General features: G+C 62.7%; 13 protein-coding genes. 2 read left to right on the top strand and 11 right to left on the bottom strand.

The window, feature by feature from the left end; all coding sequences use genetic code 11:
• The first annotated feature begins 116 nt into the window (after positions 1-116).
• A complete protein-coding gene (locus Q0949_RS06230) occupies positions 117-1,211 on the top strand; it encodes a PQQ-dependent sugar dehydrogenase (protein ID WP_299369756.1) in 1,095 nt (364 codons plus the stop codon).
• A gap of 30 nt (positions 1,212-1,241) precedes the next feature.
• Here the strand turns inward: Q0949_RS06230 and Q0949_RS06225 are convergent, their stop codons facing one another.
• The 6 genes from Q0949_RS06225 to Q0949_RS06200 form a co-directional block, all read right to left on the bottom strand.
• Positions 1,242-2,828 (bottom strand): calcium-binding protein, encoded by a 1,587-nt coding sequence (locus tag Q0949_RS06225; protein WP_299369754.1) that lies wholly within the window; start codon positions 2,826-2,828, stop codon positions 1,242-1,244.
• A 36-nt stretch (positions 2,829-2,864) separates the two neighbouring features.
• Entirely contained in the window at positions 2,865-4,700 is a 1,836-nt protein-coding gene (locus Q0949_RS06220; RefSeq protein WP_299369752.1) for a glycosyltransferase, read from the bottom strand.
• Positions 4,697-6,235: a cellulose biosynthesis cyclic di-GMP-binding regulatory protein BcsB gene (locus Q0949_RS06215; RefSeq protein ID WP_299369750.1), complete on the bottom strand. Its 1,539-nt coding sequence runs from the start codon at positions 6,233-6,235 to the stop codon at positions 4,697-4,699. Before Q0949_RS06215 ends, Q0949_RS06220 begins: the two co-directional genes overlap by 4 nt.
• 88 nt (positions 6,236-6,323) lie before the next feature.
• Positions 6,324-7,544, bottom strand: coding sequence for an NAD-dependent epimerase/dehydratase family protein (locus Q0949_RS06210; RefSeq protein WP_299369749.1), 1,221 nt, complete (start codon positions 7,542-7,544; stop codon positions 6,324-6,326).
• A gap of 144 nt (positions 7,545-7,688) precedes the next feature.
• Positions 7,689-10,214: an ATP-binding protein gene (locus Q0949_RS06205; RefSeq protein ID WP_299369747.1), complete on the bottom strand. Its 2,526-nt coding sequence runs from the start codon at positions 10,212-10,214 to the stop codon at positions 7,689-7,691.
• A 43-nt stretch (positions 10,215-10,257) separates the two neighbouring features.
• A complete protein-coding gene (locus Q0949_RS06200) occupies positions 10,258-10,653 on the bottom strand; it encodes a molybdopterin-dependent oxidoreductase (RefSeq protein WP_299369745.1) in 396 nt (131 codons plus the stop codon).
• Positions 10,654-10,907: 254 nt separating this feature from the next.
• Here Q0949_RS06200 and Q0949_RS06195 point away from each other — a divergent pair, with 254 nt between their 5' ends.
• Positions 10,908-11,525 carry a response regulator transcription factor gene (locus Q0949_RS06195; protein ID WP_299369742.1) on the top strand — a complete coding sequence of 206 codons (618 nt, stop codon included), beginning with the start codon at positions 10,908-10,910 and terminating at the stop codon, positions 11,523-11,525.
• Here the strand turns inward: Q0949_RS06195 and mnhG are convergent, their stop codons facing one another.
• From mnhG to Q0949_RS06170, 5 genes are read right to left on the bottom strand one after another with little or no spacing between them, the layout of a single operon-like run.
• The gene (gene mnhG, locus Q0949_RS06190; RefSeq protein WP_299369740.1) at positions 11,526-11,909 is read right to left on the bottom strand and encodes a monovalent cation/H(+) antiporter subunit G; all 384 of its coding nucleotides are present in this window, start codon (positions 11,907-11,909) and stop codon (positions 11,526-11,528) included.
• Positions 11,906-12,193, bottom strand: a complete 288-nt coding sequence (locus Q0949_RS06185) for a K+/H+ antiporter subunit F (protein ID WP_299369738.1) — start codon at positions 12,191-12,193, stop codon at positions 11,906-11,908. The genes mnhG and Q0949_RS06185 overlap by 4 nt, the downstream gene beginning before the upstream one ends.
• Positions 12,190-12,690 (bottom strand): Na+/H+ antiporter subunit E, encoded by a 501-nt coding sequence (locus Q0949_RS06180; RefSeq protein ID WP_299369736.1) that lies wholly within the window; start codon positions 12,688-12,690, stop codon positions 12,190-12,192. The genes Q0949_RS06185 and Q0949_RS06180 overlap by 4 nt, the downstream gene beginning before the upstream one ends.
• Position 12,691: 1 nt before the next feature.
• On the bottom strand, positions 12,692-14,227 hold the full coding sequence (locus Q0949_RS06175) for a monovalent cation/H+ antiporter subunit D (protein WP_299369734.1): 1,536 nt from the start codon (positions 14,225-14,227) through the stop codon (positions 12,692-12,694).
• Positions 14,224-14,568: a Na+/H+ antiporter subunit C gene (locus tag Q0949_RS06170; protein ID WP_299369732.1), complete on the bottom strand. Its 345-nt coding sequence runs from the start codon at positions 14,566-14,568 to the stop codon at positions 14,224-14,226. The genes Q0949_RS06175 and Q0949_RS06170 overlap by 4 nt, the downstream gene beginning before the upstream one ends.

Here is a 14,568-nt window from a genome sequence, read left to right as displayed (position 1 = left end):
AAGCGGGGCATTTGAAAAAGAAAAGTGGAATAGTCGTGGCTGACACACGGGAATGTTGGTGGATTTGGTGGCCACGACATCTACGTTTCACGGCACCAAACCACGGGAGAGTCGCGATGCTGCGCTGGATTGTTTCATGCCTTGTTTGTGCACCTTTTGCCGCCTTTGCACTCGAGACCGAGGCAGTCCCCGTAACTGTCACCGCCGTGGCTCAGGGCTTGGATCAGCCATGGGGCGTGGCGCAAATGCCCAATGGGGATCTGCTTGTCACCGAACGGGACGGCGCGCTCAAACGTATCTCGGGCGGGGTTCTCAGCGATGTGGCTGGCACACCGCGTGTCGCCGCCGAAGGGCAGGGTGGTCTGCTGGACATCACATTGGCGCGCGATTTTGCAACGACCCGCACGATTTTCCTGACTTATGCCAAGCTGCAGGGGCGCGGGTCGGGCACCGCGCTTGCGGCGGCAGAGCTGAGTGCGGATGGCACTCGTCTGGTCAACCTGCGCGACCTCTTTGAAAGCGCGCCGGGCGGCCGTACGGGCCGGCATTTCGGCAGCCGCGTGGTCGAGGCGCCAGACGGCACGCTGATGGTGACCATCGGCGATCGGGGCGATCGCCCCTCGGCACAGGATCGCAGCCTACACAACGGGTCCATCGTGCGCGTCAACCGCGACGGCTCTGTGCCGCGCGACAACCCTTTCGTGGGCACCGCAGGCGTATTGCCGGAAATCTGGTCCTACGGGCATCGCAACCCGCAAGGTGCGGGCCTTGACGGTCGCGGCGTGCTGTGGACGGCCGAACACGGCGCGCGCGGTGGGGATGAGGTCAATCGCATCGAAAAGGGTGCCAACTTTGGCTGGCCGGTCATCTCTTACGGCGTGCATTATTCCGGGGCCAAGATCGGCGAAGGCACGTCCAGGCCGGGCATGGCCCAGCCAGCCCACTACTGGGATCCGTCCATCGCGCCCTCTGGTCTCATGGTCTATCAGGGCGACATGTTCCCCGAATGGCGCGGCGACATGTTCGTGGGATCGCTCAAGTTCAGCTATATCTCGCGGCTCGAACTATCGGGCAACACTGCGCGCGAAGTGGAGCAGATCGAGGGCGATGAAACCCTGCGCGTGCGCGACATTGTCGAGGCACCCGATGGCAGTATCCTGTTCATCTCCGTCGGCAACGGCGCCGTCTACCGGATTGCGCGCGGCGGGTGACCCGCCGCAGTTTTGCGGCGGGCCTGTCCGTCAAAAGATCAGCGTGTCGATCACAAGGTCTTCGAACCGTGCGCCGATATTTGCATGATCGATCACGTCAACGCGTTGAGTGTCCGACAGACGCAAGGTGACCGTGCCGTCGCCAGAAACCGACACCGCCTGATCGACCCAGGCCTGCGCCGACCCGAAGGTGCCAGCGACGTCAAATCCCGAGATATCAAGTCGGTCCGCATAGGCGCCATAGACATGCAGATCGGTGACTTGATCAACGCTGCGCGCCGCCTCGGGCACAAAGACGAATGTGTCCGCCCCGCGCCCCCCGGTCAACACGTTGCTCCCGATGCCGCCCGACAGAACATCCGCACCGCCGCCACCATCGAGCGTGTCGTTGCCTGCGCCACCTGACAGGGTGTCGGTGCTCCATTGCCCGTGCAGCGCATCCGCACCCGCACCACCGATCAACTGGTCCGCACCTGCGCCACCAAAGAGGACATCCGCCCCGGTGCCACCGTCCAGCGTGTCGTTGCCATTGCCGCCGCTCAGCGTGTCAAGGCCTGCATCACCCGCCATCAGGTCGTGGCCCTGCCGCCCGCTCAGGTTGTCATTGCCGCTGCCGCCGCTCAACGTATCATTGCCCTGACCGCCACCCAACGTGTCGGTGCCGGAGCCGCCAAACGCCGCGTCGTCGCCCAAGCCACCCAGCAGCAGATCATTGCCCGATCCACCATCCAGCACATCATTGTCCGCACGGCCATAAAGCGTGTCGGCACCCGCGCCGCCGTTCAGGGTGTCATGCCCCTTGGCGCCGCCCAGCGTGTCATTGCCCAGACCGCCGATCACGACATCATCCCCGTCGCTGGCCCAGATCCGATCATCGTCGTCGCCACCGTCGATGGTGTCGTTGCCCGCGCCGCCAAAAAGCTTGTCGCGGCCAGCGCCGCCGGACATCAGGTCATTGCCGTCCGCTCCATACAGGCGGTCGACGCCAGCACCGCCCGACAGAACGTCATCACCCGCGCCGCCATGCAGCAGGTCCGCACCGGCGCCGCCGTCCATCGTGTCGCGCCCGATGCCGCCATAGAGGCGATCAAGGCCAATGCCGCCGCTCAGGTCATCATCACCATGCGCTCCGACAAGCACGTCATTTGCGCCCCCGCCCAACAGAATGTCATTATCCGCGCCACCATACAGCCGGTCCGCGCCGTCGCCGCCCAGCAGCGTGTCGTTGTCACTGCCGCCAAAGAGCAGGTCATTGCCACCATTGCCCGACATGTGGTCATGGCCCGCGCCACCCCAAAGCCGGTCATCGATGCCGCCAGCACCTGTCCCATCGCCGCTGCCCGACACGTCGCCGCCGGTCATGGTGTCGTTGCCGATGCCGCCGTAAAGCGTGTCGCTGCCGCTGTCGCCGTGCAGCGTGTCGTCACCGGCACCGCCGCGCAGCGTGTCGCTGCCTGACGCGCCGTGCACGCTGTCATCGCCGCCCTGGCCATAGACGCGGTCGGCACTGTTGCCGCCTACGATGGTGTCGTTGCTGGCCTTGCCGAGGATGTGGTCGCGTCCGGCTCCTCCGGTGATCGTGTCGCTGTCTAGAGTTCCGTATATCCGTCTGGTCATCTGTCTTACTCTTTAGGTTGGGGGTGAAAAAACTGGTCAGGCCACCCGGATCGGGCGGTCCGGCACGATGTCTTGCCGAATGACGCGCTCGAGGTCTTCGGCCCTGGCATCCACCAGGATGCTCAACATGGATTCGAGGGTGAAATAGGCCCGCAGCACGCGAAAGATCAGGTACTCGGGCAGGGCGAGGATGCCGCGGGGCACGCCGTTCAGAAGCGAGGCGAGGACGGCCATGATGGCGGGCGCGCCTGTGGTGACGGCAATGATCGATTGCCACAGGATCGGGCTGTCCGGGTTGAAGGCCAGCCCCCATTCCAGCCCGCCAAAGATGATCAGCGGAACCAGCATCGCGCGCCGCGCCGAATTGATCAGCATATAGGGCAGGATCACCTTGCCGCGCAGCGTCTTGTTGGGCCCATAGATCAGGTCGCGGCAGCGCGAAGAGATGTGGTAGATCGAGCGGAACCAGCGCATGCGTTGCTCGCGCATGTGGCTGTAGGACGAGGGCACTTCGGAGATGTAGCGGATCTTGGGATCGACCACCGAGTGAAAGCCCAGCTCGCCGATGCGCAGAGAGATATCGGTATCCTCGCCATTCATCCCCTCGACGAACCCGCCCAGGTAACGCGGGTGATGCGTGCGGTAGACGACGAACATGCCGGGAATGCCCACCACGCCGTTCACGGCGCCCATCGCCACCGAATAGAACCCGTGCTTGACCAGCACCTCAAGGAGGCGCGCCCGGTCAAAGAGCGCGCCACCCGGCGGCACGGGCACGCCGCCCACGACGCCTACGGCCGGGTTGGTGAAATAGGGCATCGCGCGGCTGAAATTGTCCTCGCCCACCAGCGTGTCGGCATCGACACGCACCAGAAATTCCGTCTCGCAGGCATCAAGCCCCGCGTTCAGCGCGTTGGATTTGCCCGGCTTGGGCACGTTGATCACCCGCCCCTTGGCAGCCGTGCAGGCCGCCAGCGTTTCGCGGGCGATCTCCTCGGTGTCGTCGGTCGAGTTGTTGTTCATGATCAGGATGTGCACCTCGCCGCCGTAATGTGCGGCGGCACGGTCCATCGCGTTGATCGTGTCGCGAATGATGTAGCTTTCGTTGTGGGCGGGCACGATCACCGACACCGGCGGGTTAAAGCGGGGTGTGCGTGCGGTCAGCACGTCGTAGATCGCAAGCAGGTACAGCTGCCCGAAGAGCACGGGCAGGAACAGGAACACACCCGGTCCGATCCCGCCCAGCAGCGTCCATTGCCGCATCACCGCCACCACGTGCAGGTCCATACCCCCCACCCAGACCGCCACGCCCGCCGCGATGGCCAGCGTGACGCCCAACCGGACAAAGGCGCGCATCTGGCTGACGGGGATATGTTCGATCCGGATGCGCGCAGGCATGAACCCCCGTTCCAGCAATTTGAACGAATAGACGGCAAAGCCGAAGAGGCCCGAGGCAATGGCACTGAAGTGCAAGGAGAATGAGGTGCCGATCACATGGTGCGCCAGCGCGTTGGCCACATCGAAGGCAGCGCAGCCAAACAGAAACGTCAGCACCATGTCGAGCGCAAAGAGCGTGCGCACCAGCGCGTTGCCCGAACTGAAGGCTGCGAAGGCCACGAAGAACGAGGCCAGAAAGATGCGGATCGCGACCGCGTGACGGCCGGAATGGGCAGAGAACACATAGTCTCGGTTGGGAAAGATCCCCGCCATCATGTCCGTGTTGATCCACCACAGCTGGCCCGCGGCAAACACGGTGAACAGGGCCAGCATCTTTGGGGCCTGCCAGACGGACACCGGGCCCGCAAACCTCTTTGGCGCGCTGTCGACCGAGATGTAGTTGATCTGTTCGCGTTTGTCCTCTGCCTCGCTCATGACGCCACCTCGGTGAGAGAGATGGGTGTGGAGAAGACGACAAGCGCCAGGGTACCAAGGCCCGCGCGGTCGGCGCGATCCAGCGGAATAACGTCGATGCCAGCCTCGCCCCAGGTGACGACCCAGCCCGATTGCAACGTCGCGGCCAAAGGTGTCCCCGCGGGGACAACCAGAATATCGGCTGCATTCAGCGCCGCCTGCCATGCAGCTTCGGGCGGCAAAACATCGTCCAGCAACTGAACGGCGAGCGTTGCATCCGGTGCGGTCAGCGCGCCGGCTACGGCGATCTGTGTCACGTCCAATGCAGCCAAGGCCGCGCGCATGTCGGTGCTGTCATCGGCAAACGCCGTGTCTGAGGCCAGAAGCACAGTGCTCGGCAACAGCTCTGCGATGCGTTCAGGCCCTTCGTTACATGTGCCGTCGAAATGATCGGTCGTGGATAGGGTCACCTCGATCTCGTTGGACCGCTCCTGCACATCGCGGGGCAGGTCGATCTGTGTCGACAGCTGTGTATCGCCTGCCGCGACATGCGCCTGATGCACCAGCCGGTCGTTCAGCGTCACGCTCACCGTCCACATCGACGGAGCCATCAGGACACCGAGGGTCAGGTTCAGATCGAGCGCACGGGCATATGCGTCGCCCTGTGCAGCCGACAGCTCAAAGGTTTCGCGCCACACTGTCTGTTTGTGAAACCGACGCGTGCCGCCAGTGGCGCGGGTCCTGGCCAGGGGGCGGGGCCAGAGGGTTGGTTCGATGGCGGTGGGTGCCAAGGACGCAAGGGTTGCGTCAACGGCATCTGTCGCAAGCGTGTCGGACCCGCCGCCCGGCACAAAGACCGGGGCGATGCCGCGACGCTGGAACGCGACGGCCTGGCCCAGCAGGCGGGCCTGATCCGTTCCGCTCGCGCTATCCGACCACGCAATGCGCGCCGTTTGACCCCAGCTGCTGATACGGTCGCGCGGCGTTTGCAGCGGTTGATCGAGGGTCAGGAAAAGGGCGCTGGTCGTCTCGATTTCGACAATGGCGGCGATGCCGTCATCTGGACCACAGGGCACACTGGGGGAGGTGCCTTGCAGTGAAAAGGAGACGACCAGCTGGTGCCTTGCAAAATCCATCGGTGAAAGAGGAAGCTGCAAGGACCGCTCCGCCTCGCCTGGACGCAGCAACATCTCGCCCCGGCGGGTGTTGCGGATGGAGATGCGCAGCACCCCTTCCACACCGTTCAGGACTTGCGATGTTGCATCGATTTGGAGGTATCCAGACGTCGGGCGTGCATCCAAAGGAAGAGAGAAGGCAACGCTTTGATAGGCGGGCAAACCGGACAAAAGCACAGGATGGTTCGGCGTCGCACGCGCAAACGTGGCACTGTGTGTGCCGTCAGCCGCCGCGTCGTTGCGCTGTTCGAACACCAGTTGGGGACCCATGGTGATCTCACGCACATAGCGTTGGCCGTTTTCGAGGACGTTCATCGTAGACAGCAGGAGGGCGATGCCTGCGAGGAGAAATCCCATTAGCCCGATACCGATCATGCGCATTTTGTTCACCGATTGAGAGAAAGTTGGTCACGCAGGCCCGCACCGGATCCACCTCCAAGCAGATCCGGTGCGAGGTTTCCGTGTGACCTCAGGCCGCCTTGTGGGTTGCCGCAGTGACAACGCCGGGGCGTTGGTTGTCCGTCCACGTGGACACGCAGGGGATCATCTTGTGGATGCAGCGACGCGCATATTTGGCCGCGATTTGCTGTGTTTCATCCATCAGCCCTTCGGCCAGCGTGATCGGTTTCAGACCCAGCGACAGGAAGGTCTTGTTGGACACACGCAGATCGTTTTCCGCCGCTTCGTTGCGCGGGTTGTCGACATTGGCGATCTTGGCGCCGGATGCTTTGGCAACCAGTGCGGCCAACTCGCGGACTGTGTGGGTCTCGGTCATCTGGTTCAGGATTGCCACCTTGCCGTCACGGGCGGGCGGGTTTTCGACTGCCAGAGCGAGGCATTTCACGGTGTCCTGGATGTGGATGAACGCGCGGGTCTGGCCGCCTGTGCCATGCACGGTCAGAGGGTGGCCGACCACAGCCTGCATCAGGAAACGGTTGAGCACGGTGCCATAGTCGCCATCATAGTCGAACCGGTTGATCAGACGCTCGTCGAGCTTGGTTTCCTCGGTCTGTGTGCCCCAGACGATCCCCTGGTGCAGGTCCGTGATCCGCATCCGGTCGTTCTTGGCATAGAATTGGAACAACAGCTGATCCATCGACTTGGTCATGTGATAGACGCTGCCCGGATTGGTCGGGTAGAGGATGTCACGCTTGATGATCTGCTTGTCATCGGCGGGGATGTAGACGGGCAGGTAGCCTTCGGGGATCTCGAGCCCGTCATCGTCGTAACCGTAGACGCCCATGGTGCCCAGGTGAACGAAATGCGGGTCGAGGCCCAGTTCAACGGACGCGGCCAGCAGGTTGTGCGTGCCCGAGATGTTGTTGTCCACGGTGTAGCGTTTCTCGCCCACACCTTTCATCGAATAGGGTGCGGCCCGCTGTTCGCCAAAGTGGATGACTGTGTCGGGTTGCTTGGTCGCCATCAGGGCGCAGATCGCGTCAAAGTCGCGGGCCACGTCGATGTTTTCAAAACCGATGGTGCGGCCTGTCTGTTCTTTCCATGCAGCCAGACGGTCTTCCATGGATGCGATCGGCGTCAGGCTGTCTGCGCCCATCTTGGCGTCGATGTCGCGGCGCGACAGGTTGTCGACGATCGTGACGTTGTGGCCGAGGCCCGACAGGTGCAGTGCCGTGGGCCAGCCGCAGAACCCGTCTCCGCCAACCACGATGATTTCTTTTGTCTGTGTCATGTCTTTCTTCCTTTGCTTGAGGACCCCTCCAGGCGGTCCGTGTTGATGAACAAAGGTTTAAGACGCCCCGACCCTCAAAAGGGCGGCGCGGGGGGATAGGTTGGGGCGCATTGGAAGTGGTGATCTATCCCGAAGGATAGGGGGTCACGTCTTTGGGTGTGTTGCCAGGGCCTGATCAAAGGCATTGCGCGCCTGCGCGGCAATCTGTTCGAGCGCATCGGCGCGGGCCGACGAATCGTCGAGAGCGCCTGCGCGCGCTGTTTTTTCAAAATCCGCGAGGGGCGATTCGAGGCTCGATTGCCCTAGAAGGGCCGCCGCCCCCTTCATCTTGTGCGCGTGTTCGGCCAGCGTGTTGCCATCGTCTGTCGCGCGCGCCGCGGCAATGAACGCGGCCAGTTCGGCAAAGAAACTGTCGGCGATATCGCTGACCTTGGCGGTGCCAAGCGCGTCCATCAGTTCGGTCAGCGCGTCGGGCACGTTCAGCCCGTCATTGGACGGGAACGCCGCCGCCGTGATGTCCGCGAGGATGCTGTGCAGCGCATCGAGGCGAATGGGTTTCGTGTGGAACCGGTTCATCCCAACCCGTTCGGCGGCATCACGATATTCCTCGCGCCCATGCGCGGTAAGGCCCACGATATGCGTCAGCGCGTTGGGGCCGTCGCCTGCGCGCAGTTTCTGCGTGGCCTCGATCCCGTCCATAACGGGCATGCTGATGTCCATGAAGATCAGGTCAAAGGTCTCTGTCGCGGCCAGCTCCAGCCCTTCGGCGCCGTGCACGGCTTGCAGGACACTGTGCCCCATCCCCTCGAGCATGTCGCCCAGCACCTTGCGGTTGATGGCGTTGTCCTCGACCACCAGCACGGAACAGGCGCGGACCGGTTCGGCAGGCACCTCGGGCGGGACGGGTGCCTCGGGTGCGTCGGACTTGGGCCGCGTGACCGGCAGGGTCAGGGTAAAGGTGGACCCGCGCCCCCTTGCGCTGGTCAGTGCGATGTCGCCGCCCATTTCACGGGCGATGCGCCGCGAGATCGACAGGCCCAGACCATCCCCGCGCGTCTGCCGTCCCTCGCCATGGGCAAGCGCCACGAAGTCCTCGAATATCTGGTCCTGCTGATCGGGCGCGATGCCGGCGCCGGTGTCCAAGACCGCGATGCGCAGCGCAGTTTCGCCGGCCCCGTGAATGCCGCTGACATGGACAGAGACCCGGCCCGCGTCGGTGAACTTGATCGCATTGCCGATCAGGTTGGTGAGGATCTGGCGCAAGCGGTTGCTGTCGCTGTGGAAGGCCATTTTGACCGCGTCATCCATCTTGAGCGATAGCCCAAGCTGCTTTTCGCGCGCGAGCGGCCCGAACACATCCATCAGGCCCGCCATCAGGTCGGGCAAGTCGAAATCCTGTGGCGTCAGTTGCAAGGCGCCGGTCTCGATCCGGGTGATGTCGAGCGCCTCGTTGATGTGTTCCAGCAGGACCTCGCCCGAAGACGTGGCGATATCGGTGTAGCGCTTTTGCCGCGCATCAAGTGTCGTGGTCTTGAGCAAGTCGAGGACGCCCAAAATACCGTTGAGCGGGGTGCGCATCTCGTGGCTCATCACCGTGAGGAACTGGGATTTTGCCCTGTCCGTGCGCTGCGCCTTGTCGCGGGCATCGATGAGTTGTTGTTCGTTGATCTTGCGGGCGCTGATGTCACGGATATAGGCGATGAACGTCGTACGGCCGGCATCTTCGGCGGTTGTGATGTTCAGCTCGACCGGGAATTCCTCACCGCTTTTGCGCAAGGCGGCCAGTTCGACGCGCCCGGCATCGACCACGCGCGGCTTGCCCGTGGACAGATAGCGTTTCATGCCATTGTGATGGGCGTCGCGCATCCGGTGCGGGATAAAGGTGTCTTCCATTGTCAGGCCAAGGATCTCGTTGCGGGACCAGCCAAAGACCTGTTCAGCGGCGGCGTTGAAGCCGATGATCCGGCCTGCGTCGTCGGCCGTCACGATCGCGTCGAGGGATGCGCCGACGGTCGCTTCAAGTTGGCGCGATGAGGTCAACAATTCGGAATCGCGCCGTACCGCGCGCTGCAAAAGCCGGTCCAGCACGATCAGGAACGCAGCCATGGCGATCAGAAGGGCGATGGCGATGCCCCCCGTCCGCGACAGTTGCTGCGAGAACTCGGCCCGCCGTGCCTTGGATTGTTCAGCGCCCAGCCGCACACCTAGCAGCGCGATGCTGCGCACTTCGGGCCGGACTTCCCTGACCTTGTCGCGGATGATGCGGATGTCTTCGATGGCGAGCGGGCCGGGGCGGTCGACAATGTCGATCACCTCCGCTGCGAACTGATTGATCGGGGCGATCAGGGCCGGGGCGTCGTCGTTCTTACCAAAGATCTCGGCGGCCCGCCCGGAATTGATGATGGCCAGACGGCTGAGCGCGATGTCGATGCGCAACCCGATATCGTCAGCGGCGAGATCCTGATCGGACAGCTGATCAGACAGGGTGGCGTTGAGATTGGCAAACTCGGTGTCGAGTTGCGCAATGCTCCATTGTGTGTTGTCGCCTGCCGCCATCGACAGATCGCGCAGTTGCGACACCAGATTTGTCGCCATGATCCCCAACAGCAAAATCAGCAGGCCGAAGCCTGCCAAGATCGCCACGCGGTACCGGTTTGGTCCTGCCTTCACACGCGCCCCCTGTTTGCGCGTCACATTAGGCGGCATTGCCCGGTCAATCCACGACCTTCAAGCGGTTGAGCTGCCAAATACTCAGCGCATATATCGGCTCGCTTCGGTATTTGGGATCGCTATCATAGGGGAACACGACCCAGTAGGGCCCCTTGTCACGCACCGACATGGTTTCGCCATTCATGCGGGTGGCGACGATGGGGGCGGTGTCCTCGAGTGCGTCGATCGGCATCGAGACCGCATAGTCGTTCAGCGCAACCATTTCGACCGTGCTGCCATCGGCCTCGACATGATCGAGTAGCGCCTTGAGCGGCACGCCGGAGAACTCCACATCGCCATCCGTCCAGATGGTCGTTGTCGTGAACGTCACCTGGTCCATGGCGTCCAGCGCCTCGAGGCTCAACTCTGTCGGTTCGGTGTGTGATGGGGAAGCAGTCACCTGCAACCCCATCACGTTTTGCGCAAATGCGGGAAGTGTCCAGCACATGAGCATACCGAAGACAAACGCCCATGTCCGTGAGTGGTGATACTGAGCCATAACCGTTCCTTCGATTCAGGGTTTCAATTGTAGATAACCCGACCGGATCGCTTGCGCTTGGGGCATTGGCATAGTTACCTATACCAAAGTATAGGACCGCCTCTTTTTTGATGCGGTTTGTTGTTATGCGTTGTGCAAGATCAAGGACCGCCGCCATGCCCAATATTCTTCTTGCCGACGACCACGACCTGGTGCGGGACACCATCGCGGCCTATCTGGAGGCGAGTGGTGAATTCAAAGTGCTGACCGCCCCCAATCTGGACACGGCGCTGGAAAAGATGGGCGGGCTCGACGCGATTGACCTGCTGATCCTTGATTACAATATGCCGGGTATGAACGGGTTGGATGGTCTGGACCGGGCGCACAAGGCCTTTCCGGCGGTCAAGCTGGCGCTCATGTCGGGGGTCGCCAATCGCGAGGTCGCCAATGCGGCGATGACGCGCGGTGCCAATGGGTTCATTCCGAAATCGTTGACCGCGGCCTCGATGGTCAATGCCATTCGCTTTGTCCTGTCGGGCGAGCGGTACTTTCCCTTCGACTTTGCAGCACCCGAAGCGCCGACCGCCCGCGATGAGGCGTTTGCCGATCTGTCGGACCGCGAGATGCAGACGCTGGAGCAGCTGTGCATTGGCCTGTCCAACAAGGAAATCGCCCGCAACCTCGGGATTCAGGAGGTCACGGTCAAGCTGCACGTCAAGAACCTTCTGGCCAAGCTGGGCGTGTCGAACCGGACACAGGCCGCGTTGCTGGCCAAGGAACGGCAGCTCTTCTGATCAGGGTGCGTGTGTGTGTGCCGGCTCCGTATCGGGCGTGTCCAGCGTCGACCATGTGTCATCCACCGACGGCGGCGGGGGCATGTCGCAGGCCCGGCGATGAATGTTCACCTTGGCGATGAAATTGGCCGACACCGGCGCGGTCACGAACAGGAAGGCCATGATCAGCAGCTCGTGCAGGGACGTCTGCCCCAGCGTGAAGGAATGGATCATCGACGCCAGAAGCAACATACCGATGCCGACGGTGCCCACCTTGGTGGGTGCGTGCAGGCGCGTCATCGGGTCGTTGAACTTGAGCAGACCGATAACGCCCACGATGACAAAGCCCGACCCGATCAGCAGGCACAGGGCGGTTGCATAAAGTCCGATCACATCACCCGTCATTCGATGATATCCCCCCGCAGTACAAAGCGCGTCAGCGCAACAGTCGAGACAAAGCCCAGCATCGCAATGAGCAGCGAAACCTCGAAATAGATCTGCACACCCTGCCGGATGCCCAGCACGATGACCATGCCCAGCGCGTTGATCACCATGGTGTCCAGCGCGAGGATCCGGTCACCCATGCTGGGGCCCAGAATGAGACGGATCATGGAAAAGATCTGCCCGATCGCGAGGGCTGTAAAGGCCACGATGATGGCGATGTCCAGAAATTCGACAGCAGACGTCATGTGAAGATCTCCATCAGGCGCGCCTCGTAGCGGGTTTTGATCTCGTCCCGGATGGCGTCCGGGTCATCGGTGTGCAGCACATGGACCAGCAGGCAGTGCCCTTCGTCCGACAGATCGGCAGAGACCGTGCCGGGGGTCAGGGTGATGGTCCCGGCCAGCACGGTGATCGCTTCGGGCAGGCGCAGATCAAGCGGGATGTCGATCCACGCAGGCTTTAGTTTCGAATTGGGCACGGTCAACACGATCCACGCGACCTGGATATTGGCGACCATGATGTCCCACAACACGATCACCATGTAGCGCACCAGCTTGCCCATGCGCAGACCCGTCGGTGCATCGGGCCACCAGATCGCTGTGCCGCGCGGGATGATGATGCCGAGGATGAGGCCAAAGACAACCATGCCCGCCGAGACCTGATTTTGCAGCAGGATCCAGACCAGCGCCAAAAGCAGCGTCAAAAGGGGATGTGGCAGCAGCCAGTTATACAGGCGCATCATGTCAGTATCCCTCCTTCGGTGTGCTCAGCTTGCCCGGGGTGTCCACTACGGTCGAGATATACTCCTGCGGCGCAAAGAGCTGCTGGGACATGGTGGTTGTGTATCCGTGGACCTGTCCGGCAAAGACCGTGTGCGCAATCAGCAGTGACAGAAGCGCACCCACCGCCACATAGGACAGTGCGGCGGGTCGGGTCATCTCGGCCTCGGTCGCAGGCATGCTCTGGGCCTTCCAGAACACGATGCTGCCTGCGCGGGCAAAGCCCAGGATGCTGATCAGGCTGGAGCTGAGGACAATCACCCAGACCCAGACCATGCGGTCGCTGCCAAAGGCGGCGTCAAGCACCAGCAACTTGCCCAGAAAGCCCGACAGGGGCGGCAGGCCCGCCATGGCAATGGCGCCCGCAAAGAACAGTGCAGCGGTCAGAGCGGCCCCGGCCATGGCCGGTTGCGCAGTCAGGTCCAGATTGCCACGCCCCGTGCGCACCAGATCCGAGATCAGGAACAGCGCGGCACCTGCAAGCGTCGAGTGCACAATATAGTAGAGCGCCGCCGCGATCCCTTCGGGGGTAAACAGCGAGATCGCGACCATCACCATGCCCATGGAGCCAATCACCGAAAAGGCCACCAGCCGGTCCAGCTTGCGCGCGGCCAGCACGCCGGTCATCCCCAGCGCAAGGCTCACAAGTGCTGCGGGCAGCAACCAGGTGTCGTGCAGCCCGGCGGTTACTTCGACCTCGGGCGGGAAGACAAGGGTGTAGACACGGATGATCGCGTAGGCTCCCACCTTGGTCATGATCGCGAAGAGCGCGGCCACGGGGGCGGGTGCCTCGGCATAGCTGGAGGGCAGCCAGAAGTGCAGCGGCACAAGGGCGGCCTTGATCGCAAAGACCAGCAGAAGCAGGACGGCGGCCACGCGGATGCCCACCGTCTCGTCCGGGTCGATCAAGGCCACACGATTGGCGAGATCGGCCATGTTCAGCGTCCCGGTCTCGGCATAGATCGATCCCAGCGCAAACAGAAACAGGGTCGAGCCGATCAGGTTGAAGAGCACATATTGCACGCCCGCGCGCAGCCGGTCATTGCCGCCCGCGTGGATCATCAGCCCGTAGGACGCAATCAGCAGGACCTCGAAAAAGACGAAGAGGTTGAACAGGTCGCCGGTCAGGAACGCACCCATGATCCCCATCAGCTGGAACTGGAACAGCGCGTGGAAGTGCCGCCCGCGATTGTCCCAGCCCGATCCGATGGAATAGAGCAGAACGCAAAGCGCCAGAAGTGCCGTCAGCAGGACCATCATCGTCGACAGGCGGTCGCCCACCAGCACGATCCCGAACGGTGCGGCCCAGTCACCCAGTTGATAGAGCATGACCGTCCCGTCCGAGGTCTGCCATGCCAAACCGATGGAAATCGCGATCAGGGCCAGAACGCCCACGACGGAAAACACCCGCTGGATGCCGATGTGATAGCGCGCGGCCAGCACCACGGTAGGCGCCAGCAGGGCAGGCAGGATGACGGGGGCAATGATCCAGTGCATCATGTCCGGTCCTCCGATCCTGCGGGCTGGTCATCGACATGGTCGTCGTTGGAGCCCAGGAATGCGCCGAGACCGATCATCACCACCACCGCTGTCATGCCAAAGGAGATCACGATGGCTGTCAGCACCAGCGCCTGCGGCAGCGGATCGGCATAGACCGTCATGTCATCGCGCAGCACGGGCGGTGCCCCGACCGTCAGCCTGCCGGAGGCAAAGAGGAACACGTTCACCGCATAGGTCAGCAGCGAGATGCCGAGGATCACCGGAAAGGTCCGCAGCCGCAGCATGAGGTAGATGCCCGCGGCGGTCAGGATGCCGATGGCGGATGCAACAAGCAGTTCCAT

It is taken from the genome of uncultured Tateyamaria sp. (assembly GCF_947487805.1).
GTDB lineage: Bacteria > Pseudomonadota > Alphaproteobacteria > Rhodobacterales > Rhodobacteraceae > Tateyamaria.
The sequence above is the reverse complement of the archived record's forward strand: the minus strand, read 5'-3'. Positions and strand labels throughout refer to the sequence as shown.

Excerpts from the sequence above, each read along its gene's own strand:
- Q0949_RS06230 (WP_299369756.1), top strand. The coding sequence starts at position 117 with ATGCTGCGCTGGATTGTTTCATGCCTTGTTTGTGCACCTTTTGCCGCC.
- Q0949_RS06225 (WP_299369754.1), bottom strand. The coding sequence starts at position 2,828 with ATGACCAGACGGATATACGGAACTCTAGACAGCGACACGATCACCGGA.
- Q0949_RS06220 (WP_299369752.1), bottom strand. The coding sequence starts at position 4,700 with ATGAGCGAGGCAGAGGACAAACGCGAACAGATCAACTACATCTCGGTC.
- Q0949_RS06215 (WP_299369750.1), bottom strand. The coding sequence starts at position 6,235 with ATGCGCATGATCGGTATCGGGCTAATGGGATTTCTCCTCGCAGGCATC.
- Q0949_RS06210 (WP_299369749.1), bottom strand. The coding sequence starts at position 7,544 with ATGACACAGACAAAAGAAATCATCGTGGTTGGCGGAGACGGGTTCTGC.
- Q0949_RS06195 (WP_299369742.1), top strand. The coding sequence starts at position 10,908 with ATGCCCAATATTCTTCTTGCCGACGACCACGACCTGGTGCGGGACACC.
- mnhG (WP_299369740.1), bottom strand. The coding sequence starts at position 11,909 with ATGACGGGTGATGTGATCGGACTTTATGCAACCGCCCTGTGCCTGCTG.
- Q0949_RS06185 (WP_299369738.1), bottom strand. The coding sequence starts at position 12,193 with ATGACGTCTGCTGTCGAATTTCTGGACATCGCCATCATCGTGGCCTTT.
- Q0949_RS06180 (WP_299369736.1), bottom strand. The coding sequence starts at position 12,690 with ATGATGCGCCTGTATAACTGGCTGCTGCCACATCCCCTTTTGACGCTG.
- Q0949_RS06175 (WP_299369734.1), bottom strand. The coding sequence starts at position 14,227 with ATGATGCACTGGATCATTGCCCCCGTCATCCTGCCTGCCCTGCTGGCG.
- Q0949_RS06170 (WP_299369732.1), bottom strand. The coding sequence starts at position 14,568 with ATGGAACTGCTTGTTGCATCCGCCATCGGCATCCTGACCGCCGCGGGC.